This window comes from Nitrospira calida, from assembly GCF_976986435.1.
The window spans coordinates 2,624,097-2,650,019 of record NZ_OZ335950.1 but is presented as its reverse complement, the minus strand read 5'-3'; the positions used below and the strand labels follow the sequence as shown (position 1 = coordinate 2,650,019).

Sequence of the window (25,923 nt, the reverse complement as noted above, 5' to 3'; positions counted from 1 at the left end):
GACCGTGATGTTCTACGAATCCGCTGTTGAGTTTCTCTACGGTCTCCAGAAACACGGGATCAAACTCGGACTGGACAACATGCGTCTGTTGACAAGCCGCTTGGGCGAACCGCAGCGGCGCTATCGGATTCTGCATATCGGCGGGACCAACGGCAAGGGATCGACCGCGGCCCTCGCGGCGGCGATCCTGCAGGCCGCGGGGTACCGCGTCGGTCTCTATACGTCGCCCCATCTGATCGATTTTCGCGAGCGTATCCGCGTCAACGGCGAACTGATCGGCGCAGCGCAGGTGGCGGAGTTGACCGAGCGCCTCCGCAGCGTCGTCCAGGGCGATTGTTCCCCGACGTTTTTCGAGTTCACCACCGCGATGGCTATGCAACACTTCGCCGATGCCGCGGTGGACGTAGCCGTGCTGGAAGTGGGCATGGGCGGCCGGTACGACGCCACCAATATCGTCGAGCCGCTAGTCACGGGCATCACCACGGTCGCGCTGGATCACGAAGAGTACCTCGGCCGGACGGTGGACGCGATCGCGTCGGAAAAGGCCGGCATCATCAAGCCGGGCGTTCCAGTGATCGTCGGGTTAGTGCCCGCGGAGGCATTCACGGTCATCGAGGCCGTTGCGTCGCAGCGCCAGGCTCCCGTGTTGCGGTTGAACCGCGATTTCAGAGTGGAGGGAAAAAGCCCGGCGCGATTCCGGTACGAGGGGGTCACCGTCCGCCATGATGAGCTGTCCTGCACGCTGGAGGGACGGCATCAACTGGACAATGCCGCCTGCGCGCTGGCGATGATCGAAGCGGCGGGCGCCAGCGGACTGCCGGTTTCGGAGGCGGCGATCCGCGCCGGCCTCAGGTCCGTTCGATGGGAGGGACGGCTTGAGGTGGTCGAACAGGAGCCGACCGTTTTGCTGGACGGCGCACACAACCCGTCGGCGGCCCAAGTGCTCGCCGATTACTTGGATCGGTATCGACGCGATCATCCGGGTTCGCGCGTGATTCTGGTGCTCGGCATGATGCGGGATAAGGATCACCGCGGCTTCCTGGCCAGGCTGCTTCCGGTTGTGGACGAGGTTGTGTTGACCCAAGCGGATATCGCCCGCGCGGCCCGCGCCGACGACCTCCGTCGCGCGCTTGCTGATTTGATTCCCTCCGCCCATGCGGTCCCGCCGGCCGCCGACGCGCTAGCATTGGCCAAGCGTTTGGCCGCTCCGTCCGATCTAATCTGCGTCACCGGTTCCTTGATGCTGGTGGGCGATATCAAGGCCCTCCTGCGCGGCTGTTGGCCCTCGCCTCTCCGGGGTTGAGATGGGTCGACGGCCCGGGGCGGTCATCGGGTGGTCATGCTGTGCGCTGACTTGGTTTCTTCTAATGGGTTGGGTTTCACCCGCGCGGGGCGCGGGCGAACCGGCCGCCCCGTCGACCGCCACCGCGACTCCCGCCGCCGCGCAGCCGATCGAGATCACCGCCAACCGGATCGACTACCTGAAGGAACTGGAAACGTACGAAGCCGATGGGTCCGTGGTCATCGTCCAAGGGACGGTCCGTCTGACGGCCGACCATGTGACCGTCAGAATGCTGCCGGGCATCCTGATCGCGACCGGCCATGTCCATCTCGCCGATCCGAAGACGGACGTGTGGGCCGAACGGCTGGAGCTGAACGTCAATACCGAGGCCGGCGTCGTCATCAACGGTCAGGTTTATCTGCGGCCGACCAATACATTTGTGACGGGCCGTCTGCTCCAGCGCTTCTCGGAAGATCATTACCGAGCCAAAGACGGATCGTTCACCAACTGCGATGCCATGGAGGGAGCGATTCCCGCCTGGCGTTTCACGTTCGACGATATCGATGTCAACGCCGGGGAGAGCGTGGCGCTTAAGGGCGCATGGCTGTGCGTCAATGACGTGCCGGTCGTACCGATCCCCACCCTCACGTACCCGCTCAGCACCCGCAAGAGCGGGTTTCTGATTCCCAATGTCGGATATGACAACCGGTTCGGCGCCAGTCTCCGGCAGAGCTACTTTTGGGCCATCAACCCCAGCCAGGATTTGACCGTCTCGCCGCAGTACTACAGTGATCTGGGGTACGGCGGCGACTTGGAATATCGGTATGTGCTGGATCGCAAATCGCGGGGCCAGTGGCTCGTCAGCGCGCTGCAGCAGCAGAAGTTGCCCAATGTGGCCGGGGTGAGCCCGGAAGGAGCGGATGTCCGGCGAACGCGGGCGCTGATCAGCGGGACACACGTTCAGCAGGTCAACCCTGACCTGCTCATTCGCGCCCAGGCGTTTCTCGTGACTGACCCCGATTATCTGCAGCAACTCAGCAATTCCGGCGCCCAACGGGCGTTGCCCAGCGGGGAATCCAATCTGTTGGGCAGCCGGCGCGTGCCCTATGGCAACCTCTATCTGCTCGGCCAATATCTCCAGCCTCTGCAATCCGGCGGCAGCGACACATTCCAGCGGCTTCCGGAATTCGGATACACGGTGTCCAACTTTACGCCCTTCGGCGGTCCGGTGCTCCTCGGGATGGACGCCAACTTCGTGAACTTCTATCGCGACCAGGGCTTCACGCAGAATCGGGTTGACATAATGCCGGGCCTGTCAACGGAGACGCTCAACATCGGTCATGTCGTCGGTCTGACGCCGCGACTCAAGGTGCGGGAGGTCTACTACACGCGCGGCGTGCGAACGGAGGAATCGGTGCACCGCGAAACGCTATGGGCCTCGCTGGAGGCGACCTCTAAACTGGCGCGACAGTTCCGGACAGGCGACGGCGGAGGATTCCTGCACACGATCGAACCGGGCGTGATTTACGAATACGTGCCGCCGACCGATCAATCGCGAATCACGCAGATCGATCAGGTGGACGATCTGCCGAAGAAAAATTTGCTGACCTATTCGCTGCGAAGCCGGGTGCTCCAACAGATTGCGCAGGGCGGCAGTTTTAACTGGTTGGACTTGACGCTGGCGCAAAGCTACCGCGTGGGCGCCGTGCAGACGAGGGCCAGAGATTTCACCCCAGGCGTGTTGCCGGAGGTCGGATCCGTGACCCAACCGCTTGTGCCGGCCACCGTGGCGATCGACGGAAAGAAGTTTTCCGATGTATGGCTGCGGGCGGTGATCGGGAATACGACCCCCCAGATCGTGCCCGCGCCGGGGCAGGCGTTCGCAAAAGGTAGCGCCGCCGGGATCGGACAACTTCCGACCCTGAACAAGTATCTCGTGGTGGATGCGTTCCTCGATCCGTATCGCGGGACCATGAGCCAGTGGAATACGGACCTCCGCTTCCAGCAACAGAACCTGTGGTATGTGGAAATCGGACAGCGTCATACGCGCGAGGGAAACCGTGTGCGGCGCGGAGACGTGTGGAATCCGATCTCGTTCAACGAAGTGTTTGCGCCGACGCCGGAAATTCAGTTCGTGACCGCGGGGGGCGCGTTTCGAACGCCGTGGGGCTGGACCGTCGGAGCCAAGGGGTACTATGACGTCAAGAATGGTCGGAGTCCGGAATACGATGTGGTCGCGCTCTATCAGAATCCGTGCAAGTGCTGGTCGCTGGGACTCTACTATCTGCAATTCCCCGACCGGGCACAGTACAATTTCATGCTGAGTTTGACCGGCGTGGGATGGACCGAAAACTTCGGCACTGCGGTCTTGCGCACGATCCTCAGCCCGCTGTTGATGGGCGAGCGCGGCCTGCCTTGGGCTTCTCCCGGCGGGCCCTATGGCCGGCCGCAGCCGGAACCCTCGCCGCCGGGTGCCGTTCAGCCTTGAAGATAGGGAACCGTCATGTTCCTATCCGGTTCGATTATCGGTTCGCCTGTAATGGCTCGGCTTCGACCAGGAGGTGTTCTATGCAGTGGATGGTTCGTCCAGACTCGTCTCTGATCCGGTTCGGCCTGACCACCCTCATGGCTGCGGTGTTGCACGCGGCCGGAGTCCAGACCGGTCCTGTCTACGGAGCGTCAGACGTGTCGGCCGGTCACCTGCAGCGCGCAAAAGTGTTTCTCGCCGCAGGCGACTACAAACGAGCGATCGAGGCCTGCCAGCGGGAGATCGATGTGCATCCGTCGGCGGAGAGCTACGTTTATCTGACATACGTGTACCATGCGCTGGACGGCTATCTGGATCATCTGGCTAAGACCGATCGCTGGGTGGCGGTCGAACATCTCTTCCTCAATCTGGCGACCGGCCGGCCGGAAGATTTGGTCGATCCGCCGGATGTGCTGGCCCGGATTGCCAAAGAGATCATTCAGAGCGCGGTGCAACGTCAATCGGATATCAGCGCGGCGATGGCGACCAGGTTGGATAAGACGGTCACCGAGCGTCTGTGGAAACAGCAGACGGCATGGCGGGCCGCCAGACCCGATGATTGGTGGTTCGGTGTGCCGGACGGATGGGGGTGGTGATGAGACGTACGGGGTGCGCATCGTGCCAAGAGCGAGCGACCGTCTTGCTAGCGACGACGAATCGGCATCGGCGTTGACAGTCCAAAGAAGCGTGGTATACGATGCGCGCACATCTTTCCGAGTCCATGTCCTGTTTGTGTTGAACCCGAGGAGGGAACGTCCGTGGGTGGTGATGTCTTAAAAGTCGATGAGGCGACCTGGGAGACCGAGGTCATCAAAGCGCCAGAGTTAGTCATGGTGGATTTTTGGGCGGTGTGGTGCGGGCCCTGTCAAATGGTCGCGCCGATCGTCGACGAACTGGCCAAGGAATATGCGGGCAGGCTTAAAGTCCGAAAACTGAACACCGACGAGAATCCCGAGATCGCCGGGCGCTATCAAATTATGAGCATTCCGACCATTCTGTTTTTCAAGAACGGCCAGCCGGTCGAAAAGCTCGTCGGAGCGAGACCCAAGCGGCAGTTCAAGGAAGTGATCGATTCGTTGCTCGCCCAGCATTCGGGCACGGCATAAGGGTTTCACCCATGTCCCGCGGCCATGCTCACCGAGCTGCACATCTCCAATTTTGCGGTCGTTGAGCAGCTCGATCTTCAGCTCGCCGGGGGTTTTACGGTTCTCACTGGCGAGACGGGCGCGGGAAAATCCATTCTCATCGACGCGATCGGCTTATTGATCGGGGGGCGAGCCTCCACGGAGCAGATACGGGCTGGGACCGAGGAAGCTCATATCGAGGCGGTGTTTCGGCTGGATCCGGCCTCTCCTGTCCTGAAAACGTTCCGAGACGCCGGTGTGCTGGGCGCGCAGGAGACCGAGTTGATCGTCCGACGCATCCTGTCGCGTTCCGGACGAAACCGTGCGTACCTCAACGGCAGCTTGACCCCTCTCCATCTCCTCGAATCCCTCGCCGGCACGGTCATCGACATTCACGGCCAACATGACCAGCAGTCGCTTCTGTCCGCGCAGGCGCAGCAGGACATGCTGGACGCGTTCGGGCGCCTCGGAGCGCTGCGCGACAGGTATGCGGCGGTTTATGAGCGATGGCTGGCGAACCGACGCGAATTGGAAGAGGCCGACCGTCTCTCGGCGGAACGGGCCCAACGGGAGGACTTCCTTCGGTTTCAATCTCGTGAGATCGAGGAGGCGGCGATTCGGCCGGGAGAGGAAGAACGTTTGCAAACCGAACACCGGCGCTTGGTGCACGCGCGGCGTCTCGCAGAATTGACGCAGGCGGCCTATGAGTCGCTGTATGCCGGGGACCACGCCGTGATCAATCAACTCTCGGCGGTCGAGAAATGCCTCCGGCAGCTTCAGGCAATCGACCCTGAGACCTCTGTCTGGGGCGAGGCATGCGGGCAAGTGGCTGTGCAATTGAAAGACCTCGCGGCGTCCCTTCGGGACTATCGAGACCGGCTGGAGCAGGACCCCGATCGGTTGGAGCGAGTCGAGGAACGGCTGGATCGCCTGCAGCGGCTGAAGAAAAAATACGGCGGGAGCGTCGAAGGCGTGCTGGCCTATGCCGCTCAACTGAAGCGGCAGCTTGAGGAACTCAGCGACTCTCAGATCCGGATTGCCGACCTACGGGCGTCGATCGAAGAAGACGTCCGCTGTCTGGATACGCTTGCATCACAGCTTTCCGATGGCCGTGCGAAGGCGGCGGAATGCATGCAGGAACGGGTGTCGGAGGAACTGGCCGCGTTGCACATGGATGACACTCGCTTCGAGATTCGAGTCAGGACCGGCGTCGGCGAAGAGGCGTTCTCGCCGACGGGGCGCGATGGTGTTGAATATCTGTTCTCGGCGAATCCAGGCGAGCCTCTTCAGCCGCTCGCCCGCGTTGCTTCAGGCGGGGAATTGTCGCGCGTCATGCTCGCGATCAAAACGGTCTTGTCCGAAACCGACCGGGTGCCCGTGCTGATCTTTGACGAAATCGACTCCGGGATCGGCGGAGCGGTTGCGACCGTCATCGGACGACGGTTGCGGGCGTTGGGCGCCTTTCGTCAAGTGCTGTGCGTCACTCATCTGCCTCAGGTCGCTTCGCAGGCCGAACACCATCTGTTAGTGGAAAAGAGCGTGCGGAGAAACCGGACGATTACGTCGGTAAGGAAGCTCGATCAGCATGCCAGGCGGGAGGAGGTGGCCAGGATGCTCGGCGGTCTCACCATTACGAAGAAGGTGCGAGAGACGGCGGCGGAGATGCTCGACGGCGCGGAGAAAACGAGGTGAACCCCAGGGCTTAGGGTTCCGGAGTCGCCGTGGGCAGGGCCGCGATGGCCAGGGCGGGAAGCGAGGCCTTGCATTCATTGACGACCCGAACGAACACCTCCGTCAGGATCGGATCGAAGCGGGTCTCCGCTTCCAGCGAGATCCGGCGAACGGCCTCTTCAATCGAGGTGGTCGGCCGCGCGGGCGAGTCGGCCGTAAGATGGTCGAACGCTTGGGCGATCGCGACGATCCGAGCGAGGAGAGGGATTCCTTCGCCTTGGAGACCGTGAGGGTAGCCGAAACCGTCGTAGCGTTCGTGGTGGTAGGCGATGATCTGGGTGACTTCCGCAGAAAAACCGAGCGGCAACATCATGCGCGCTCCGATCTCGGGATGGCGTTTCAGGTTTTCGGCTTCGGTGGGATCGCCATGGCCGAATGTATAAGGATCGAGAGCGATTCTCCCGATATCGTGGAGAAACGCGCCCAGCGCGAGGGATTTCTGTTCCGCCATGGTGAGGTTGAGGCGGTTGGCCAACAGCGTCGCATAAAAGCTGACTCGGCTGCAGTGGTTCAGCAAGTGCCGGTCCTTGGCCTCCAGCAGATCGGAGAGCAGAGGCAGCAACTCGGCCATATCGCTATCACTCGGCGTCGGTCCTTCCTGCGGTGACTTCATGCTGGTGGGATAGTGGCGTTTCAGTTCGATCCAGGTCTTGGCACAGTCCTGTTCGGTTCCCCAAGCCGAACCCGCGTGCGTGAGAAAACGACGCAAGAAATCGAGCCGCTGTTTTTTCTCCAAGGTTTGATTGATGAGCGCGATCAATTCGGTCACATTGAACGGCTTCAGCAAATAACCAGCTGCGCCATGGCGGATACCCTCCATCGCCGATTTCAGACTGCCGTAGCCGGTAATGATGATGACCTCCACATCGGCGTGCTCGTGTTTGATGTCTTGGAGCAGATCGATACCTTGGCGATCAGGCAACTTCTGATCAAGCGTGATCAGATCAATATGGTGTTCTTTGAGCACACGCAGGGCTGAGTGGGCGTTTTCGACGGCATGAATCTCGAAGAAGGGACGGAGGATGACCTTAAGCGCATCGCGAGGGCCGGCCTCGTCATCCACAACGAGAATCGCGGGTTTCTTGGGCAGGGCTGTCGAACCGGACGATGTGTTCATCGGTCTACAGTTATGTAGTCAGACAGGATATTGAGCAATTTACGTGCCTTATCAAGGACTCGCAAGATTAACCGCAAGTTACAGTAGGGATGATCATTATGCATCTATATATAGGTTGTGATAGAAACGGAAAGCGGCGATTGAGCTGCTGTTACGAGTCACTTGCTAAGTGAAAATCGTACACGAATCGGTCACAACCGTCCACGCCTGTGTCATTCTTGCACCAACTGCGCGGGTTCGCTGCTCGTCGAACTGTCCGGTCTGCTGATCCCCAGCGTATCCATCCGATACTTCAACATGCGGCGGCTGATACCCAAGAGGTTGGCGGCGTGCGTCTGCACATAGTTGGTGCGCTTGAGGGCGTCTAAAATAATTTCCCGTTCGAACTCCATCACAGCTTTTTCGAGAGACAACCGACCGGCCAAGGTGTCTTCGCGTAACTACGACGAGCGGCTGTCGCTCCGCAGCGAAGTGGGCAGGTGTTCCGGCAGGATCGTAGCGCCTTGCGACCACAAGAGCGCCTGTTCGACAACGTTTTCCAGTTCGCGGACGTTGCCGGGCCAGGGGTATCGAGACAGCAGCTCGATGGCTTCTTTGGAGAACTCCTGAGGAGGCCGTTTCTCCTCTTCGATTCGCTTGTCCAGAAAATGCTTCGCGAGAAGCGGGATATCCTCTCCGCGTTCCCGCAACGGAGGCAGATACAGCGAAATGACGTTGATGCGGTAATACAGATCTTCGCGGAACGTGCCGCGGCGAACCAAATCGTCCAGATTTTTATTGGTGGCCGCGATGATGCGCACGTCTACCTTAATGGGTTGGACGCCGCCGATGCGGGTAAACTCCCGCTCCTGCAGCACACGCAGAAGTTTGGCCTGAGTCACTGGACTCAGGTCGCCGATCTCATCCAGAAACAGGCTGCCGCTGTTCGCCAACTCGAATTGACCGACGCGGCGGGCGGTCGCGTCGGTGAACGAACCCTTCTCGTGGCCGAACAGCTCGCTCTCGATCAACGTTTCCGGAAGGGCGGCGCAATTCAACGCGATGAAGGGACGGTCGCGGCGCGAGCTGTTGTAGTGGAGCGCCCGCGCCACCAGTTCTTTGCCCGTTCCGCTCTCTCCCGTGATCAGCACTGTGGTACGGCTGTCCGCCACCTGTTCGATCTTGGCGTAGATCTCCTGCATGGCGGGACTTTTCCCGATGAGGTTGTGGAAGGCGTACCGGTTCACCACCTGGGCGCGGAGGTAGCGGACTTCTCGTTCAAGGTCGTGTGACTCGAGCGTGCGGGCGACGACGATGCGCAGTTCCTCGACGTCGAACGGCTTCGACAGATAATCGGACGCGCCCAGCTTCATCGCGTCCACGGCGGTTTTCACCGACTTGGTCCCGGTCAGCATGATCACGGGGATCGAGCGGTCCTCCGCCCGCATGGCCTGCAGCACGGTCAGCCCGTCGGTACCCGGCATGATCACGTCCAGGAGCACCAGATTGGGCGATTCGCGCCGGAACAGATCCAGTCCTTCCTGGGCGTCCGCCGCCGTGATGACATCATAGGTGGGTTCCAGGACCATCTTCAGCGAAGCCCGAACCCGCGGTTCGTCGTCGATCAGCAAAACCCGTTTCTTCATAGCTCTCCGGTCGGCTGGCCGGCGCTCGAGCGAGGAGCCGCGGGCATGTTCACATAAAACGTCGTGCCGACGCCCTCTTTGCTCGAGACTTGGATGTTTCCATGGTGCTCCTGGATGATCTGGTGCGCGATCGTTAACCCCAAGCCGGTCCCTTCGTGCTCGCCGCTGTAGTGTTTCGTGGTGAAGAAGGGATCGAAGATGTGATCCAGATTGCTCTCCGGAATTCCTGTCCCCGTGTCCTCGACTTCGATCTGCACCCAAACCTCGCCGGAAGGTTTGGTGAGCCGATGCGTGCGCACCTTCAGAAAGCCGCCGCGCTCGCTCATCGCGTCCATCGCGTTGAGCAGCAGATTCAGAATGACTTGTTTGATCTGTTGGCGGTCCAGCATGACCCGGGGAAGATCCGGGGCCAACTCTCTTTCGATCATAATGCCGCAGCTATCCGCTTTCACTTCCACAAAGTACAAACAGGAAGAAACGATTTCATTGAGGTCTTCCTCCGTCAGCTTGGGTTCCATGTAACGGGCGTAATCCAGGATCTCTTGGATCAACCGCTCGATGCGATGAACGTCGTCGATGACTACCTTGCTGAATTCCCTGATGAATTCCGGGTCGTCCTTGCGCTCGGGCGCGAGCTGAATGAAGGTTTTGATCGATGTCAAAGGATTGCGGATCTCGTGGGCGAATCCGCCGGCGATGGTTTCAAGCGAACGGAGGCGATCGGTTCGTCGCATCAAGGTTTGGGATCGCCGCAGATCCTCGTACAGGAGGGCGTTGTCCAGGGCGTTGGCGGCGTTCTGAGCGAGAACCATGAGCAGGTCCGCCTGGTCCAAAATCGGAAAGTCGTTGCCGGGGCTTGTCCCCATGAGACAAAAGGCGATCAGGCGGTTTTTGGTGATCAGCGGAACACAGACCTCGGCGTGCCAACTCTCGAGAGTCGCTTGCATACCGGGACTAAGCGTCCCGCCGCGCTCTTCGCCAGTGCCTGCGCGAACCACGGACGACTGACAGCGGGATAGAAACGCAGGGATCTCATGATGTGCGGGGATGCAGGAAGGGAGCGCGGTGTCGGGGATGAAACCGCGGGAACAGGCCAGATGGTAGATGTCCTTCTCTTTGTCGAGCAGAAACAGCGCCGCATGCGAAACTCGGAGCAATTGGGACAGTCCCGCCACGATCCGCTCGCCGAGAACGCTCAGTTCGGCGATGGTTCCCATGTCCTTGCTGAAATCCGCGATAATTTTCAACGCGTCAGCCGTCGGAACGACCTCGGTCTTCCGTGTCATGCTGTCTTTCAGACTCGGCCTGTAGTCGCGGCATTCCAAGACAGGCGAATCGCTGTGTACTGTTCCGCCGGGGTGTTGAAAACGTGTCCTCTGCTGAAGCGGGAGGACGATCGCGGCAGAAGTATACACCTGGTGCGGGAATTCAGCCAGAGGAATTCGGCTTTTCAACCAACCCGATGCAGGCGTTGCCGGCGAAAGCGGTGTAGACGCGCGGGCGGACGGCGCCGCTCAGTCTGAGCAAACGAGACAAATCGTTTGGATCGAAGCTATGGATTCGGCCTTCCCGGAGTGCCTGTCGCAAGCGGCCGAGATAGAGCAGCAATTCCCGGTCTTGGAAATGTGCCCGGTATATCGTGGAGAGATCGGTCTCCGGTGTCCAGGTTGCGATCAGCAATGTTCCGCGTGGCGCCAACACGCGCAACAATTCGCGGAGCGTGTAGAGTGGATCGTGTGCGTAGTCGAGTGCAAAGCGACAGATCACCCGGCTGAATCGGCCGTCTGGAAAAGGCAGGCGGATGTTCCAGTCGGCGCATACCCAGGAGAACTGCAAAGGAGGGACAGGCGCCAGGGCGCCGGCGAATTTGGCGTTCAGGTCGACCAGCGTCTCAAGTGTGGCCAGGTTGGCCTGTGCAAGAAAGTCAGCCTGGTTATCCAAGCCGACATACCGCACGGTTCGAGCGAGCGTCTTGGGTATGTGTCTTGAGCGATACGCCTGGTTGATCAAGAGCAAGCGGGCGAACTCACCATGTCCGCATCCGACCTCTAAAATCGGTTCGCGGTCCTCGATTTCCCCGAGCAAACGATGAAGATGATCCAACAGACGCCAGTAGTCGGGATGCTGTTCGTGCTGATGGCCGCGCTGCACGTGGGCTCGCCACAGAGCCGGAGCGTCCGCAGCGGACGTGTCATGGTGCACCTTGATCCGTTCCTGTTCGACGCGACGCTGAAAATCGATCTCCCGCTCGACCGGATCGAAAACGGTCTGCAAGGTCTCCCGATGGAGAAGCCTCTTACGACATTGCGCGACCAATTCACGAACGAGCAACAGGGCCGGCCCCTCGGCTTTACGAGGGGGCAGGAAGGCCTCCGGTTTCAGGTGGATCACCTCCCCCCGCGCGCCCAACGCTGCCAGGACACGTTGCAACGAGTCCCGACGGATTCTTTCCTGCGCGGCGTCAGAAGGTTCGCGACTCTGCGGTGTCAGGATGAGGACTGTGGCGCGGATCTGTTCGGCGTCCTGAACGGCCGAAGCGACATCCACGAAGCTTCCCGTCACCGCATCCTGGAGCCAACGGTCCATGTCGACGTTGAGCCCTAAAAGATTGTCCAGTCCTCGCCGCTCTCCTTGGATATAGGCTTCGACCAGATCCTGCCGATGCTCGAAGGCTAGGGCCTGCCTCACGTCCAAGACTCCGTTCAACAGAATCAACAGGACCATCCGGTGGTCTCGTGCGGCGACCTTTAATGCAACGCGACCATCGAGATCCGGGGCGATCACGGCGATTGGCGCAGACGGCCAAGTCTGCGCGGCGAAATCCAGCACGCCCTGCAGATCCGCTTGCATATCGGTGAGCGTCGTGTGTTCCAGGTCGCCGTCGCTTTCGCCGATGTGATTGGAGTGATCGAAACGCAGCGTCTGAAACCCATTGTTGGCCAAATATTGGGCGAGAACCAGGTGGTCGGTCTTGGTCCGACCATAGCCCGGGGCTATGATAGCCAAAGCTGCGCTGGGACCGAGCGGATCGCGCGGCAGGTCGTGATAGAGAGCGAGACGGCGTCTCCGTGCGTTCCAACATTCGATCAGGGTGTGGACGACCTTCGTTCGTTCCAAGCCGTCTTCGATCTGCAGGGGAGAGGTGAGCAGGCGAGCGATCAGGTGGCTGATCGCCCGCCTCGTCTGTTCTTCGAGCGGGTGAAAGCGGACTCCCACGCGCAGGGCGGTTTCGGAAGGACCGGGCCGGAGGTTTTTCGGTGCGCTTGGATCCGGGGTCGTCCAGACGACGTCTCCGGTCACGACGGATTCGGCGTTTGGAGACGGCGAGGGCGGCGCCGCGAGAGGCAGACGGAGCGCCAAGCGAGGCGCCAGCGTATCCAGACGCGCGTTGACTTGCAGACACGCACCGCTACGGCTGATATTCACGGTCAAGCCGATGTGCTGACCTCGACCGGACGATGGCTCGGAAGATTCGATGCGGACGGGCAGAGTCAGTTTCACCCTGATTGCGAGTCGCCGATCGGCGAATGGGCTTTCGACGCTCTCGAACGGACGGTGCAAACCGGTTTGGCGGTCAGGCGGACAAGCGATGGGGACGAGCCCTTCGATGGAAAGCGGAAAAGATTGCTCGCGAACCGCGTCGAGCAAGGAGGCCAAGACCTGACGTTCCGTGTCGCCGAGGGGAGCAAACTCGACGGCCAGCGCGGTGGACCATGGAGCCGCCGTGGCGTGCGCGGCCTCGACTCCGCCTCGCTCTCGGACCGTGCCGCGGATCTCCAAGGCTCCGCCGGCGCTTCTGAGGCTCAGGTAGATGGGCTGGCCGTCGACGGTGGGGAGGCGATCAGTGAACGTCAGATAGGCGCCGCCGAGACTCATGTTGAGCGCGGTGCCGTTCCAGGTGCATCCTTCGACGGTCAGGCGGGACTCGATCCGCGTCAAAACCCGCGGCCAGCGCCGGCGCTCGGCTGCGGCGACGGCCGGCCGTTCCTCTGCTGGCGGTTCGGCTCGCGGCGGCACAGTCTCCTTCCGTTCCCGCTCCGCTTCGGGCAGGGAAGGGAAGGCCGCGGTGAGTTCTTCCCTCACCTGTGCGGCCTGAGAAGCGTGTGCCGCCATGGTCTCCAACTGGCGTTCGAGTTGGAGCGCCCGGATCGCGTTCAATAACTGTTGGGAGTTGGCTTGAAGGGCTGAAAGCGGATCGTCGAGTTCGCGGGAAACCTTGATGAGAAGCCGACCGATCTCAAGCAGGCGGTCCGTTTGTCGGAGTTGGCTCTGCAGGCGGTGAACCGTCTCTTCCTGCCGCCGGCGCCAGGAGATATCCCGCAAGATGCCGAGCGTTCCGAGGAAACGGCGTTGGGGGTCGTAGAGGCCCTTGGCGTGAAGTTCGACCTCCACACCGTGTTCATCGTGGCCCGTTCCAGCCTTGGGCAAAAGGCGTAAGAGGACTTGCCGGCTGGATCGGGCTCCGCTACGGCGCTCGTTGAAACGATATTCAGCTGCTTGGCGCTGGTCTGGAAGAAGAATTGTCGTAAAATGCGCGCCGACCAATTCTTCGGGCTCGTATCCCAGGAGCGACGACACATGAGAGCTGATGTACACGAACCGCCCTTCGGAATCCAATTCGTATACGGTGTCGGGTAGTGTTTCGACAAGGCGGAGGTATCGTTCATGGGTCAGATCGAGTTTCGCGCGCAATGCGCGTTTTTTCACCGCCTCCCCGGCGACGATCATGAGTTCGGTGAGAAAAGCCGGTGAGTGTTTGAAGAGATGGAAATCCGCGCCGCCGCGGATGACTTGCAGGAACGTGTCGGAGTCGGTGTGTTCGCTCTGAACGATGATCGCGGCCTGCGGTGCGCGCCTCCGCAACTCCGGGAGAATCATGATTCCGCTTCGGGGAGACAGGCGCTCTTCGACCAAAATGACATGCCAGCTTTGCTTGGAGGCCCATTCGACCGCTTCGTCCGAGGAATAGACCGCTTCCACCCGGCAACCGGGATAGAAGCCACGCATACTGATCGTGACGAGCTTGATCTCTTCCGCGTGCTCGTTCGCGACCAGCATCGTGAGCGGTTCTTGTTCCGGCATTCGGTCTGTCCTGCGGAGCTGAAAAGGGCTCCGTCTCTGTGCGGGATCGACGACACGGGCTGGCTCGACCACGTCAGCCGCCTATGCCAGATCCTCTCTCGGCGCAGCCCGGAGTGTACATAAGCGGTTCTGGCGCTGCGCCCCTTGCTTAGCGGTTGCCCGTAGGCTGAAGCAACGGGTGTTATGCGACGAATCGCCGTGTCTATCGGGTGCGAGAGGTCTTGAATAGCATAGTCGGACCGCTCCAACCCAGTCCGCGGCGTGGGGGCGGAGCCTACTTTGGTAGGGGATGGAGAACGAACGTCCGGAGACGCGACGGGCAGAGGAAAAACATATGGCCAAATTTGTACGCGACGGAAGAACCGCACCGACGTCGGAGTCCCCGTGCTCCGACGCCCAACATCTCCGCCGGATGCCCTTAGTGAGCTGGCGAACCGCCGTTTCGGCCGGGTTCAGGACAAGTTCCAGGTGTCATGTAGAGGAGGTAATTGCCCATACCATACTGGATGTTCGGATTATGGAGCGGGTGGTGGTAGACCATGACCATTTCATAGTCATCCTTGGTGTTGACGGAAAACCCTCCGGCGTCACGATAAACTTGGTGCGGTCGAAACTCCAGAAACGTGCCATCCTGAGCCACGTCCGGGACCGTCCGCAAGAGCGTCCGGCCGGCGGTCCTGTTTTCCAAGGCGATCAGCAACAATTCGTCGTGGCCGTGGGGATAGGCGAACTTAACGCAGCCATCCATACGGAACTTCAACGGAGCCGACAGGACATGAACACCCGGTTTGATTTCTATCCCTTCGTCGGTCTGGTCGGGCCCTCGCTGTCCGAACTGGCTGTAACAGACGATATTCACCCCGACCTGGTAGACCTCCATTTCTTTGATTGGAGTTCCATGCGGCGCCATGTACATAGTAAAGGAAGCCATGACGTCTTTGGTCGGTGGCGCCTTATGGTAAAAGGCGACCACAGACATGAGGTGCTGTCCTTTGGCGAGCTTCACGCCGTAGCCGTCCGGAAACCGGGCCTCCGTCATTTCGAGACCGGCCCCTCCGAAGAACAGCGGCTCGCCCGGACAGGAGACGCTGGGGCGGTCGTTGTTGAGCATGAGAATGTGGTGGAGATAATTTTTGGGCAACGGCTTGCCGTCTTTCGTGAAGACTTCGGACTTAAAACCGATCATGTACATGTCCTTCGGGAGCTGAAAGATGTGCTTCGGCATACTGGCCGCCAATTCTCCGTCATGGTCCGAAGGCAGGTCGATGGGGCCGAACGTAAGCGTCACCGCGTCATCCGTGATTGTCACCCGGGTAGTCGTCTGATTGTTCAGCGTCGGAACGGCGTGGTGGTCGTGGTCATCGGACGCAGAGACGGAGCCGACATGAGTGGCGAGCAAGAACAACAGGCAGACCGCGGACGAGCGCTTCATAGGACCTCCTTGGTGAGAAAGGCGCAGATCGCGCTCCGGGTTGACTCTCAAGGTGTGGTGTCACAGCCAGGCGTATCATCGCGTCGATGGAGACGATGGAGGAGGCGTGAGCCGCTTCCAGACATAGGTTCCTCCGTGTTGTCTCGGAGGAATGTTCGTCCGGCTGCCGACTCGCGTGTACCACCAGATGCCTTTCGCCTGCGTGCCGTCCTCCGACAACAGCACTTCGAAACCGCCTTCGCGATCGTTGCCGGGTTGTTGCCAGGTGCCTTGCCAGAGCCGGTTGAGGAACTTCGTGGTCTTGATCGTCCCGCCTTGATGGGTGTAGCTGCCGTTGCCGTTCCGATCGAGTGTGGCGTTATAGGTTTTATCTTCTTCTTGGATCTCCCATTCGCCGCTGAGGTCCGGCCGCTCACCATCCGTCCCGGGCTCGACGGCCGTCGAAACAAAAGCGGCAACTGGCGGGGCGACTGCCGCGTCGAATCGCGGTCCGCGGGAGGACTCATGCCAGGAATGCAGCACCCATCGGCCGTGGCGGCGTTCCAGGACGCCGGTCTCGCGCAACGGAAGCACGGTGCGCGTCTGGTCATCGCCTCGGCCGACATACCGGATGTAGTCCAGCTCCATCGCGAACCACGCGGTATCACCGCGCATCCACACCTTAAGATTTTGAATGAAAATTTCCAGCCGGGCAACTGACTCAAACTCTTCCTGCATGTCCCTGACGAAGTCGGTCCAGCCCACGTATTTGCGTCCTCCGATGGTATAACTGATGATGTCCGCATCGTGAGCCATCAGTCGAGAGAGCGTCGCCAGGTCCTTCTCTGCGTTGGCGCGGACCAGAGTCCGGATCACGGCCTCGGGACTGGATGTCTCGTCGTCGGCGGTCCCCGCGACGCCGCGCGCCCAAAGCGTGTCGCCGAAGGCAAGGAAAAGCAAAAGAGATAGAAGGATGGTCAAGACCACTGACTCTTGGCGGCTGCGAAATCCGATGACCATCCCCGGAGTCGAAAGAGGAAGGAATGAAGGTCGGGAATTGAGGCTACAGAATGGCGGTAGCGTTGTCAATTGCTTTTTCGGGTCACAAGTCAAGAACGGGGATCTTGACACACCGCCACCACCGTCACATTGTCCTCGCCGCCCGACCGCAGTGCTTCCTCGACCAGCGCTTCGCAGATCTGTTGGGGCAGCCGACCGGCCCGTCGTAACACACTGGCGATCTGCTCGTCGATCAGCATTTTTGTCAAACCGTCGGTGCAAAGCAGGAGCACATCGTCTCGCCGCAAGAAAAAGCTCGATACATCCGGCTCCACCGTCTCCGCGATGCCGAGCGCGCGAGACAGCACATGGCGATGCGGGTGCGTTCGCGCCTGTTCCGGGGTAAGGAGACCGTGCCGGACATACTCTTCCACGAGCGAGTGATCGCGGGTCAGCGGTAAAAGATGCGCCTCGCGCCAGAGATATGCCCGGCTGTCGCCGACATGGGCGACCGTGGCGCGTGCACGAAACCCGGACGCAATGTGGAGCGCGACGAGGGTGGTACCCATTCCTTTCAATTCGGGGGAGATTTCCGCGGTCGCGAGAATGGCGCGATTGGCGCCTTCGATCATGGTCTGAAGTTGAGCGGCGGTCTGGCTTCCGCGGATGCGTTGTGCGAGGCGGCCCGGACGGACCGCGCCAGCTTGTTGGGCGATGGCGGCGACGGCCGATCGGCTGGCCACATCGCCGCCCGGATGGCCGCCCATTCCGTCGGCGACGAGCCACAGGCTGCGATCATTGAGAACCGCAAAGGCGTCTTGGTTGGTGGAGCGGAGGAGCCCTGTGTGTGTGAGTCCGTCGCCGATCCAGGGCATGCGGTTCTTCAACCAGGGTATGCCGCCGACCGAATGACTGGTGTAGGCGGTCCGTACTGTTCGAGGAGTCGCCTGTACAGCCGCTCCGCCAACGGTTCCAAATTGCGGGTGTCGGCCGCGTTGTACCGGAGGAGAAGATCCAAGCTGCTCTGCCGGCCGCAGCGCCATTCCCTCCAGAGCCTGACAGCATCCCAGCCATCCAGCCCGGCGAGGTCCGCGTCGCGCGAAATCGAGAGCTCGGATTCGATGCGCTTGAGTCCTCCGTGGAGACCCAAGCGGCGAGCTGCAAAGCACAGATCAAAGTGCGGCAGCCCGAAGTCCAGGCCGGGAAAGGCGGCGCGCAGGAACGGAACGTCGAAAACGCTGCCGAAGAACGTCACGAGGAGGTCGGCTTGGGCCAAGGCTTCGCGGAGCCGCTCTTCCGTCAACGTGTCCCCGTAGACCAGGCTGGTCATCCGCCCGTTGGCATAAAGTCCGATGACGGTTGCGTGGGCATATCCGGCCGATTCTCCCGAGGCTTCAATATCGAGAAAGAGCGTGCGCAAGCGGAATGTCTCGTACAGGCGCCAGTGCTCGCGCGCTTTAAGGCGTGCGGCGAAAAACCGCGAGTCGCCGGCGGCGAGATGGTCGATCGCCGCCGATACCTCTAAGTCATAGAGCGGCTTTCGTTGGGGGGAGATGCCGGGCACGGAGGGTTCTCGGAGAAATGCGCGCCAGCTATCGATCCCGTGCTCCCACAGGCGCCGCTCGGAATAGGGGCCGATTCCCTTGAGAAAAATGAAAGTGGATTCCAGCATCAGCGTCTCGGAGAAAACGGGAGGCACGCCGGGAGATTCTAGCCTTGATTTCACCCCGCAAACAAGCTACAGTCCGCTGCCGAAGCGACGTTTGCGCGTCGTGTCGTTCGGCAGGGGACGGGGTGAAACCGCGGGGAGACGCATTCCGAGCATCAATGACGAGATGGGAGACACCGGGAAGCGGATTCGCATCATTGTCGGGTCGGTTCAACTCGAGGCGGAGCTGAAAAATAATAAAACGGCCGAAGGCGTCTATGCGGCCTTGCCGGTCGAAGCACCGGTGAACACCTGGGGAGAGGAATTGTATTTCACACTCCCAGGCGTGAAGGATTATCGCGAAACCGCCACGACTCAGGTCAAGGTAGGCGACGTGGCGTTGTGGGGGGCGGGCCAGGTGTTGGCCATCTTTTTCGGGCGCACTCCCATGAGCATGGGGCCGGATCCGGTCCCTGCGGATCGGGTGAACGTCATCGGGCGAATCGTGGGCGATCCCACGCTGTTGCGGCAGGCCGTGGGCGCCACACGCATTCGGGTGGAGAAAGCGTGACGAGATGAGGCTCTCCAAGGAACGCATCCGACACATGGCCGAGGCGTTGGTGACACGCCTTCAGCACGAGGGCTATCTCGAACTTGCCGGGGACAAGAAAACGGCGGTCGAGTCGCTGGAGTACGCTATCACAGAGGAATTGTCGGTGGAGGACCGCCTGAATGCCGAGATTCGGCAACTCCTGAAAGCCTATGAAGCTGAGATTGAACGGGGGCAGGTGGACTACCAGAAGATGTTCACGATGATCAAACAAAAATTGGTCCGGGAACGGGGGATCATCCTTTAAGGTTCTGAGTGCTGGATGTTGAGTTCTGAGTTCCGGAAAACTCGGGCGTCGTCGCTCAGCGCTCAGAACTCATCGCTCAGCACTTAGCTTCGGAATGTTGCTCAGCGAAGACAAGGTCGCCCATCTCTCGCACATCATTCTGAACGTGTTGAAGCAGAGTCCGGCCATTCGGCTCACGGGAGAAGAAGGTCGCGTTCTGCGCGAGATCAAACGCGTGATAGCGGCGGAACTCGCGCAGGAAGAAAAGCTCGATCAGACGGTACGGGCCAAATTGCGGTCCTATTCCCGGCTCATCGTCGAGGGCAGTGCGGAATGGGAGGTGCTGTACCGCAAGATGTTTGAAGAGGAGCTTCGCAAGCAAGCCAAGCCTTGAGTTCGAGAACCACAGCCCGAGTTGTGGGAGGAGGAGTTATGGGGATCGCGAGCGTTGTGGTGAGCGTTCTGTTCGCTCTCACTCTGGGAGCCTGCGCCGGGAATGAGAAGCCGAAACCGCTGGTACCGCTGGCCTTGGGCGCGGGAGCCCAGGCGTCGGCGGTCGCCCTGACCCAGGAGGGGACCGCCGCCTATCAGAGCGGCCAGTTCATGGAGGCGAAGACCTATTTCCGTCAGGCTGTCGCGGCCGCACCGGATTCCGGTCCGGCGCATTACAACTTGGCGCTGGCGCTGAACGCACTGGGGGAAACCGAAGAAGCGCGCGCACATTTCATCGAGGCTGCCAATCTCGCCCCGGGCGATAAGGTCATCTGGGATTCGCCAGCCCTGCGGCCCTATGGTTCGCCGGAGTCAAAAAAGGTGGTTAAGGAACCTCAGAATAGTTACACGAGGCCGGCGTTCGGACAACTCGGTCCTCGGTGATCCAACGGAGGCGGAACGTTGCCACCATGGCGAAAGCGTTGGCGGTCGGAGACAAGGCGCCGGAGTTCGCACTCCCGAACGAAACCGGCAAGACGGTGAAGCTCAAGGACTTCAAAGGGCAACCGGTCGTCCTTTACTTTTATCCCAAAGACGACACGCCGGGCTGTACGAAGGAAGCGTGCAACTTCCGCGACGCCCTGGAGACGATCAAGAAGACAGGCGCGGTCGTGCTGGGCGTCAGTCTCGACAGCAAGGAGTCGCATCAGAAATTCATCGCCAAGCACCAGTTGCCCTTCTCGTTGCTCAGCGACGAAGAAGCGACGGTGTCGAAAGCCTATGGCGTGTACAAGCAGAAGAACATGTACGGGAAAACGTTCTGGGGTATCGAACGGAGCACCTTTGTCATCGATTCCGCCGGCAGGGTAAAAGCGATCTTCCGCAAGGTCAAGGTCGACGGCCACGTGGACGAAGTGCTGGCGGCCTTGAAGACATAGCTTTGATGCGAGAGCCTGTGGGTCAGGGGCATTATCGTCTCGAGCCTCTCGAAATTATGGACATCCGAGAAAAGATTTGGCATGGACTCCGAGCCGCATCGCTTTCCGTCATGCCCGGCGCAGGACACTTGTACATCGGCGAGAAACGGGGCTATACGCTCCTCGTCAGCGCCCTGACCCTTCTTCTGGTCTCCCGCCTCATTTGGCCGCCCGCCGAACTGTTCTATTTGAGTTTAGCGATCTTCTCGGCCTTCGACGTCTATGCCACCGTCAAGCGGGGATATGGACTGATTTGACGGGTGGTATCGACCGACACTGCCCAGTAAGCATGCAAGCGAGGCAAGCCTTCGCTCACAGGGTGTTCGGCGCTCTCGCTGTACTTGCACCATGGGCTTTCCTCCAATGTGCGATCGCGGACGGCGAGGTCCAAGGAGCCGAGAAGATCGAGGGCACGCTCTCAGTCAACGATACGTTGGTCGTGTCCGGAGAGACGGCCAGGATCGAGGCAAAGCTGGTACGGAGCGGGTTGCTGAGCGAGACCGGCCTTGGCGGCGAGAGACTCGAGCTGCTCATCGAAGGCAAGGTCGTCGCGACGGCCATGACGGGCGGCGACGGTCGTGCGTTTTTCGACTATCGGCATCCGAGGAAGGGCAATCACACGCTGACGGTCACGGTGCGGCTGGTCCCAAATCCCCGGGTCTTAGCGCCCGCGGCGACCGGGACACTGGCCGTGTGGGAGCGGCGGCGTCCCATCCTGCTGGTGGAATTGGCAGCGTTATTCGAAGAACCCCCGGCGCCGTTCCTGCCGCTGCCGCTGGAGATTGGCGGTCCAGGGCGCCCGGCTGCGGCGCCCGACGCCGCGGATGAACTCGCACGGTTGACCAAGTTTTACTACAATCCTGTCTATCTGGCGTGGCCGGGCAAAGAGCCATCCGGCTCATTCGGCTCGACGGACGAAATCAGGGCCTGGCTTCGTGACCATAAATTCCCCGACGGCGTGGTCATGACCGTGCGCCCGGGCCAGGATGCCCTCAAAACGGCGCTCGACGAGCTCAAAGCCCAGGGCTGGGCCTCGCTGAAAAGCGGCATCGGCCGCACCCGCGGTTTTGCCGAAGTCCTCCTCGACCACCGCCTGGAGGTCGTTATCGTTCCCGAGTCCCGACGGGGTGAACTGCCGCGGAAAGCAAAGGTGGCGAAGGATTGGAAAGAGGTGAGGAAAAAGCTCTAGCTTTCTTTCTTTTTCCCATCGCGATCCTTTAAGATAGTCTTGATCTTCTTGACCCTTGAGTAGGCTGAGGCCTCCGGCGGATGCGGGCGAAGACCAGTTTCTCCTGCCAGGCATGCGGACACCAAGCGCTTCGGTGGCTGGGCCGCTGCCCAGACTGCGGCGGCTGGAACACCATGAGGGAGGAACGGGTCTCCGCCGCCAGCAAGGGCCGCCCGGCTGCATTCAAGATCGCCTCCTTCAACGCGACCCCTCTTGTGGAGATCGAGGCCGTCGGCGAACATCGCCGCTGCACCGGTATCGGGGAATTCGACCGGGTGCTAGGCGGCGGGGTTGTCTCAGGCTCCGTGATCTTGATCGGCGGAGACCCCGGCATCGGCAAGACGACATTGCTTTTGCAGGCCCTTCCCAGATTGGCCTTCGACGGAGAGAAGGTCCTCTATGTCTCCGGCGAAGAGTCGCCGCGGCAGATTAAGATGCGGGGGCAACGGCTGGGGATCGAGCATCCCGGGTTGTTGATCCTGGCGGAAACTTCGTTGGAGGAAGTCCTCAAGGCCGTGCGGGAGATCCAACCGGCGGCGATAGTCGTGGATTCTATTCAGACGGTCTATACGGATCAACTGTCTTCGGCGCCTGGGAGCGTCAGCCAAGTGCAGGAGGTTGCCGGCCAACTGATGTGGTTGGCCAAACGGAGCGGCGTGCCGGTGTTCATCATCGGCCACGTCACCAAGGAAGGGGCCATCGCCGGTCCGCGCTTGCTCGAGCACATTGTGGATACGGTGCTGTACTTCGAGGGAGACAAAGGCCACAGCTACCGCATCCTGCGGGCGGTGAAGAACCGGTTCGGGTCGACCAACGAAATCGGCGTCTTCGAGATGAAGGATGTGGGTCTAGAAGAGGTCGGCAATCCCTCGGAGCTGTTTCTGGCGGAACGACCGCGACGCAGCCCCGGCTCCGTCGTTGTGTCAAGCCTCGAGGGCTCACGCCCGATCCTGGTCGAAGTGCAGGCGCTCGTGTCGCCGACCGGCTATGCCATGCCCAAACGCATGGCCAACGGCGTCGAGGTGAACCGGGTCTCGCTGCTCCTAGCCGTCATGGAGAAACGCCTCGGGATGCATCTCTCCGGACAGGACGTGTACGTGAATGTGGTGGGCGGCCTGCGGATCGACGAACCGGCTATTGATTTGGGAATCGTGGCCGCCGTCACTTCGAGCTTGCGGGAGGTGCCGATCGATCCTCACACCTTGGTGCTGGGTGAGGTGGGGCTCGGGGGAGAGGTGCGGGCCATTACCCAGGCTGATCTTCGCATCCGCGAGGCCGCCAAGATGGGATTTCGGCGCTGTCTGCTGCCGGAACGGAACGTGTCCAAGCTCGGGCCCATCGACGGCATCGAATTGATCGGCATTCACGAGTTACAAGACGCCTTGGATGTGGCGCTGACGTGAACTGCATCGTGAAAAGTTCAAAGAGCACATGAAGTTTTCGAATCATCTTGCCTACTCCGTGTTACCCGTGGCACTGGCGCTCATAGCCGGCTGTGCATTCTGGTTTCCCCGCGCGGAGGTCCCGCTGAAAGAAGCGACGGCAGCCGAGCTCATCGCTCTGTTGCGCGAGCGAGAAGCGGCGATCCAGACGATGAAAGGGCTGTTTCGGGTGTCCATCAAGGGAGAAGGGATCCCGATCGCGCAGCGGATGGAGGGCGCCATTTATTATCGCCGTCCCGATGCGATGCGGCTTCAGGGATTTACCGTCTTGGGGAGCGAGTTGTTTGAATTCGTCCTCTCGGATGATCTGTACAAGCTACGCCTGCCCGCGATGAGTCGCGTGCTGACCGGTCGCTCGTCCGAGATGGGTAAAATGGGCAAGTTGGCGCGCCCGTTCCAGTTGAGCGTCTGGGCGATGAGCGGCGCGGTCGGGATCGCGTCGGTGGCCGAACACGAGCGCGTCGCGCTCGCCGAGGACGGCGATCGATACCGCCTGGATGTGTTCGCGCCGGGCGAAGGCGACCCCCGGAGCAGGACCGTGGTCCGCCGTATTTGGTTCGAGCGGCGCTCGTTCCAGGTGGTGCAGGAGGAGCGGCTGTCGCCGACCGGCGAACTCGAGGCGGTCATGTATTTCGACGATTTCCGTCCGGTGGGCGAGAGCGAGAACGGCGGACCAGCGCGGAACGCGAGAGGGGGATCGCGAACGCCGCTGATGCGGCCGTTTAAGATTACGATGGAGGACGGCCATGGGCGGGGCAGCCTGCAGGTAACGTTTCATGAGATCATCCCCAACGCGCCGTTACGACCGGCCGATCTCGGAACCGTGTAGCGGGTGTAACGCATGAAGATTCTGGCTGTTGAAACTGCGACGGCCTGGCAAAGCGTGGCGATTCTCGATGGCGAAACGGTGTTGGCCCGTTCGGATCGCGATGCCGAAGGCTCGCACGCCAAATGGCTGGTCCCGACGATCGATCGGTTGTTGTCGTTGGCAGATCTTGAACTCGCCCAATTGGACGGGCTCGCCGTCTCAATCGGGCCGGGGTCCTTCACCGGTTTGCGGATCGGGTTGGCGACGATGCTGGGATTCCGGGCGGTGACAGGGTTGCCTCTTGCGGTGGTCCCGACGTTGGAAGCGTTGGCGTGGAATCTCCGCGGGGCGGTGATCCCCATCTGCCCAATCATCACGGGCCGAACCGGTGAAGCCTACTGGGCCTTGTATCAGTGGACCGGTGAGGGAACGTTGCGCCAGCTTGTGGGAGAACGAGTCGGGCCGCCGAACCGGGTCGACCAAGCTATACACGGCCCGACCCTTATGTTAGGGGACGGATGGCGGCGGTACGCGACGGACATCCGCCTGGCGTTGGCCGACCGGGCATCGTTCCTCCATGAGGCGCCGGACGAAGCGATGCTACCCTCGGCGGTGAGTATCGGTCTGGCGGGGTTGGAACGGCTGTCCCGCGGAGAAATAGCGGGGCTCGGCGTGGCTCCCCGCTATGTCCAGCGTTCCGAAGCCGAAATCGCGCACGAGCGTCGTCCGGCTGGTTTGAGGACCAAGAGCCAGCGGATCATCCAACACGGGATCGGGCGTCGGCGAACCCGGCGCCCGATCGACTCTATCCCTCGGCCGTGATGAATGAGAATCCCTCCTGCCTGTTACACGGGTCGCTGGTGATCGAACCGGCTTCTCGGGAACTGTTGCCCGACCTGTTGCGGATCGAAGAGGCTTGCTTCTCCGCGCCCTGGAGTCGCAAAATGTTCGAGGCGGAGATGACCGGCAACCCGTTCGCCCGGTTTCTGGTTGCCCGGTTGGTCAACCGCGATGCGATGGACACAACCGTCGTCGGGTATTTGTGTTTCTGGATCGTGTTCGACGAAGTGCGGTTGATGAATTTGGCGGTGGTCCAAACGGAACGGCGGCGGGGCATCGCAACCGCGTTGGTATCAAGGGCTCTGGCGATGGGAAAAGCGGAGGGGGCGGTGCGTGCCGTGCTGGAGGTGAGGGCGTCGAACCATGCCGCCCGTGCGTTGTACGAGCGATTGGGCTTTCGCCCATTTTCGGCCAGAGCGAAGTACTATACCGATCCCGTGGAGGACGCGGTGCTGATGCGTTTGGAACCGTTAGTGGCCGAAGCGGCGCCGTGACATCACGTCGAGGAGCCAGCCCCGGAGGGCAGGCTCGCGTTTTCTTATTCAACCAGGGAGGTGCGATATGCTGACGGACAGTTCGATTGCTGAGCGGTTGCGCCAATCCAGCAGCGAATTCCGGGAGTTGGAAGAATCTCACCACCGGCTTGATGCTGAATTGGCCGAACTCCAGAAACGGCACGTGCTGACCCCGTCAGAAGAACTGCTGAAAAAGCAGATTCAGAAAGAAAAGCTGGCGAAAAAAGACAAGATGGCGGAACTCATCCGCCTGTATCGCGAAAAGGAATTGCACTCCACCACACACTAAATCATTCGCG

At 60.8% G+C, this 25,923-nt stretch carries 26 protein-coding genes; 17 read left to right on the top strand and 9 right to left on the bottom strand.

The features are described from left to right. Positions 1–7: 7 nt before the first annotated feature. The 5 genes from ACWHTU_RS13085 (at position 8) to recN (ending at position 6,625) form a co-directional block, all read left to right on the top strand. The gene (locus ACWHTU_RS13085; protein WP_447863362.1) at positions 8–1,303 is read left to right on the top strand and encodes a bifunctional folylpolyglutamate synthase/dihydrofolate synthase; all 1,296 of its coding nucleotides are present in this window, start codon (positions 8–10) and stop codon (positions 1,301–1,303) included. 64 nt (positions 1,304–1,367) lie between these two features. After that, positions 1,368–3,770 carry an LPS-assembly protein LptD gene (locus ACWHTU_RS13080; protein ID WP_447859811.1) on the top strand — a complete coding sequence of 801 codons (2,403 nt, stop codon included), beginning with the start codon at positions 1,368–1,370 and terminating at the stop codon, positions 3,768–3,770. An 80-nt stretch (positions 3,771–3,850) separates the two neighbouring features. Beyond that, positions 3,851–4,405, top strand: coding sequence for a hypothetical protein (locus tag ACWHTU_RS13075; protein WP_447859810.1), 555 nt, complete (start codon positions 3,851–3,853; stop codon positions 4,403–4,405). A gap of 162 nt (positions 4,406–4,567) precedes the next feature. Further along, on the top strand, positions 4,568–4,915 hold the full coding sequence (gene trxA, locus ACWHTU_RS13070) for a thioredoxin (RefSeq protein WP_447859809.1): 348 nt from the start codon (positions 4,568–4,570) through the stop codon (positions 4,913–4,915). 24 nt (positions 4,916–4,939) lie between these two features. Further along, positions 4,940–6,625, top strand: coding sequence for a DNA repair protein RecN (gene recN, locus ACWHTU_RS13065; RefSeq protein WP_447859808.1), 1,686 nt, complete (start codon positions 4,940–4,942; stop codon positions 6,623–6,625). 10 nt (positions 6,626–6,635) lie between these two features. On the opposite strand, the gene ACWHTU_RS13060 is transcribed toward recN, so the two are convergent. From ACWHTU_RS13060 to ACWHTU_RS13020, 9 genes are all read right to left on the bottom strand, one after another. Then, positions 6,636–7,781, bottom strand: a complete 1,146-nt coding sequence (locus ACWHTU_RS13060) for an HD domain-containing phosphohydrolase (protein ID WP_447859807.1) — start codon at positions 7,779–7,781, stop codon at positions 6,636–6,638. Positions 7,782–7,993: 212 nt separating this feature from the next. After that, positions 7,994–8,173 (bottom strand): helix-turn-helix domain-containing protein, encoded by a 180-nt coding sequence (locus ACWHTU_RS13055; RefSeq protein ID WP_447859806.1) that lies wholly within the window; start codon positions 8,171–8,173, stop codon positions 7,994–7,996. 48 nt (positions 8,174–8,221) lie between these two features. Further along, on the bottom strand, positions 8,222–9,406 hold the full coding sequence (locus ACWHTU_RS13050; protein WP_447859805.1) for a sigma-54-dependent transcriptional regulator: 1,185 nt from the start codon (positions 9,404–9,406) through the stop codon (positions 8,222–8,224). Next, positions 9,403–10,692: an ATP-binding protein gene (locus tag ACWHTU_RS13045; RefSeq protein ID WP_447859804.1), complete on the bottom strand. Its 1,290-nt coding sequence runs from the start codon at positions 10,690–10,692 to the stop codon at positions 9,403–9,405. The genes ACWHTU_RS13050 and ACWHTU_RS13045 overlap by 4 nt, the downstream gene beginning before the upstream one ends. Before the next feature lie 142 nt (positions 10,693–10,834). Further along, a complete protein-coding gene (locus ACWHTU_RS13040; RefSeq protein ID WP_447859803.1) occupies positions 10,835–14,488 on the bottom strand; it encodes a PilZ domain-containing protein in 3,654 nt (1,217 codons plus the stop codon). A 418-nt stretch (positions 14,489–14,906) separates the two neighbouring features. Continuing rightward, complete coding sequence (locus tag ACWHTU_RS13035) at positions 14,907–15,920, bottom strand: hypothetical protein (protein WP_447859802.1); 1,014 nt, start codon at positions 15,918–15,920, stop codon at positions 14,907–14,909. A gap of 75 nt (positions 15,921–15,995) precedes the next feature. Beyond that, positions 15,996–16,919 carry a YybH family protein gene (locus tag ACWHTU_RS13030; protein WP_447859801.1) on the bottom strand — a complete coding sequence of 308 codons (924 nt, stop codon included), beginning with the start codon at positions 16,917–16,919 and terminating at the stop codon, positions 15,996–15,998. A gap of 89 nt (positions 16,920–17,008) precedes the next feature. Beyond that, positions 17,009–17,773: a Stp1/IreP family PP2C-type Ser/Thr phosphatase gene (locus ACWHTU_RS13025; protein ID WP_447859800.1), complete on the bottom strand. Its 765-nt coding sequence runs from the start codon at positions 17,771–17,773 to the stop codon at positions 17,009–17,011. Between the two features lie 8 nt (positions 17,774–17,781). Beyond that, positions 17,782–18,570 carry a ribonuclease H-like domain-containing protein gene (locus ACWHTU_RS13020; RefSeq protein ID WP_447859799.1) on the bottom strand — a complete coding sequence of 263 codons (789 nt, stop codon included), beginning with the start codon at positions 18,568–18,570 and terminating at the stop codon, positions 17,782–17,784. Here ACWHTU_RS13020 and ACWHTU_RS13015 point away from each other — a divergent pair. From ACWHTU_RS13015 to ACWHTU_RS12960, 12 genes are all read left to right on the top strand, one after another. Continuing rightward, positions 18,551–19,117: a cyclophilin-like fold protein gene (locus ACWHTU_RS13015; RefSeq protein WP_447859798.1), complete on the top strand. Its 567-nt coding sequence runs from the start codon at positions 18,551–18,553 to the stop codon at positions 19,115–19,117. The genes ACWHTU_RS13020 and ACWHTU_RS13015 overlap by 20 nt on opposite strands. Positions 19,118–19,121: 4 nt before the next feature. After that, the gene (locus tag ACWHTU_RS13010) at positions 19,122–19,403 is read left to right on the top strand and encodes a DUF507 family protein (protein WP_447859797.1); all 282 of its coding nucleotides are present in this window, start codon (positions 19,122–19,124) and stop codon (positions 19,401–19,403) included. Between the two features lie 94 nt (positions 19,404–19,497). After that, on the top strand, positions 19,498–19,776 hold the full coding sequence (locus ACWHTU_RS13005; protein ID WP_447859796.1) for a DUF507 family protein: 279 nt from the start codon (positions 19,498–19,500) through the stop codon (positions 19,774–19,776). A 38-nt stretch (positions 19,777–19,814) separates the two neighbouring features. Then, positions 19,815–20,258 carry a tetratricopeptide repeat protein gene (locus ACWHTU_RS13000; protein ID WP_447859795.1) on the top strand — a complete coding sequence of 148 codons (444 nt, stop codon included), beginning with the start codon at positions 19,815–19,817 and terminating at the stop codon, positions 20,256–20,258. A 26-nt stretch (positions 20,259–20,284) separates the two neighbouring features. Then, complete coding sequence (bcp, locus tag ACWHTU_RS12995; protein WP_447859794.1) at positions 20,285–20,752, top strand: thioredoxin-dependent thiol peroxidase; 468 nt, start codon at positions 20,285–20,287, stop codon at positions 20,750–20,752. 56 nt (positions 20,753–20,808) lie between these two features. Then, positions 20,809–21,048, top strand: a complete 240-nt coding sequence (locus tag ACWHTU_RS12990; protein WP_447859793.1) for a hypothetical protein — start codon at positions 20,809–20,811, stop codon at positions 21,046–21,048. Between the two features lie 32 nt (positions 21,049–21,080). Next, positions 21,081–21,980: a hypothetical protein gene (locus ACWHTU_RS12985; RefSeq protein ID WP_447859792.1), complete on the top strand. Its 900-nt coding sequence runs from the start codon at positions 21,081–21,083 to the stop codon at positions 21,978–21,980. An 80-nt stretch (positions 21,981–22,060) separates the two neighbouring features. Further along, positions 22,061–23,422, top strand: a complete 1,362-nt coding sequence (gene radA / locus ACWHTU_RS12980; protein WP_447859791.1) for a DNA repair protein RadA — start codon at positions 22,061–22,063, stop codon at positions 23,420–23,422. A 28-nt stretch (positions 23,423–23,450) separates the two neighbouring features. After that, complete coding sequence (locus tag ACWHTU_RS12975; RefSeq protein WP_447859790.1) at positions 23,451–24,290, top strand: hypothetical protein; 840 nt, start codon at positions 23,451–23,453, stop codon at positions 24,288–24,290. Positions 24,291–24,302: 12 nt separating this feature from the next. Next, positions 24,303–25,091, top strand: coding sequence for a tRNA (adenosine(37)-N6)-threonylcarbamoyltransferase complex dimerization subunit type 1 TsaB (tsaB, locus tag ACWHTU_RS12970; RefSeq protein ID WP_447859789.1), 789 nt, complete (start codon positions 24,303–24,305; stop codon positions 25,089–25,091). Next, positions 25,091–25,603 carry a ribosomal protein S18-alanine N-acetyltransferase gene (rimI, locus tag ACWHTU_RS12965; protein WP_447863361.1) on the top strand — a complete coding sequence of 171 codons (513 nt, stop codon included), beginning with the start codon at positions 25,091–25,093 and terminating at the stop codon, positions 25,601–25,603. The genes tsaB and rimI overlap by 1 nt, the downstream gene beginning before the upstream one ends. Before the next feature lie 67 nt (positions 25,604–25,670). Further along, positions 25,671–25,913 carry a YdcH family protein gene (locus ACWHTU_RS12960; RefSeq protein WP_447859788.1) on the top strand — a complete coding sequence of 81 codons (243 nt, stop codon included), beginning with the start codon at positions 25,671–25,673 and terminating at the stop codon, positions 25,911–25,913. Positions 25,914–25,923: the final 10 nt, after the last annotated feature.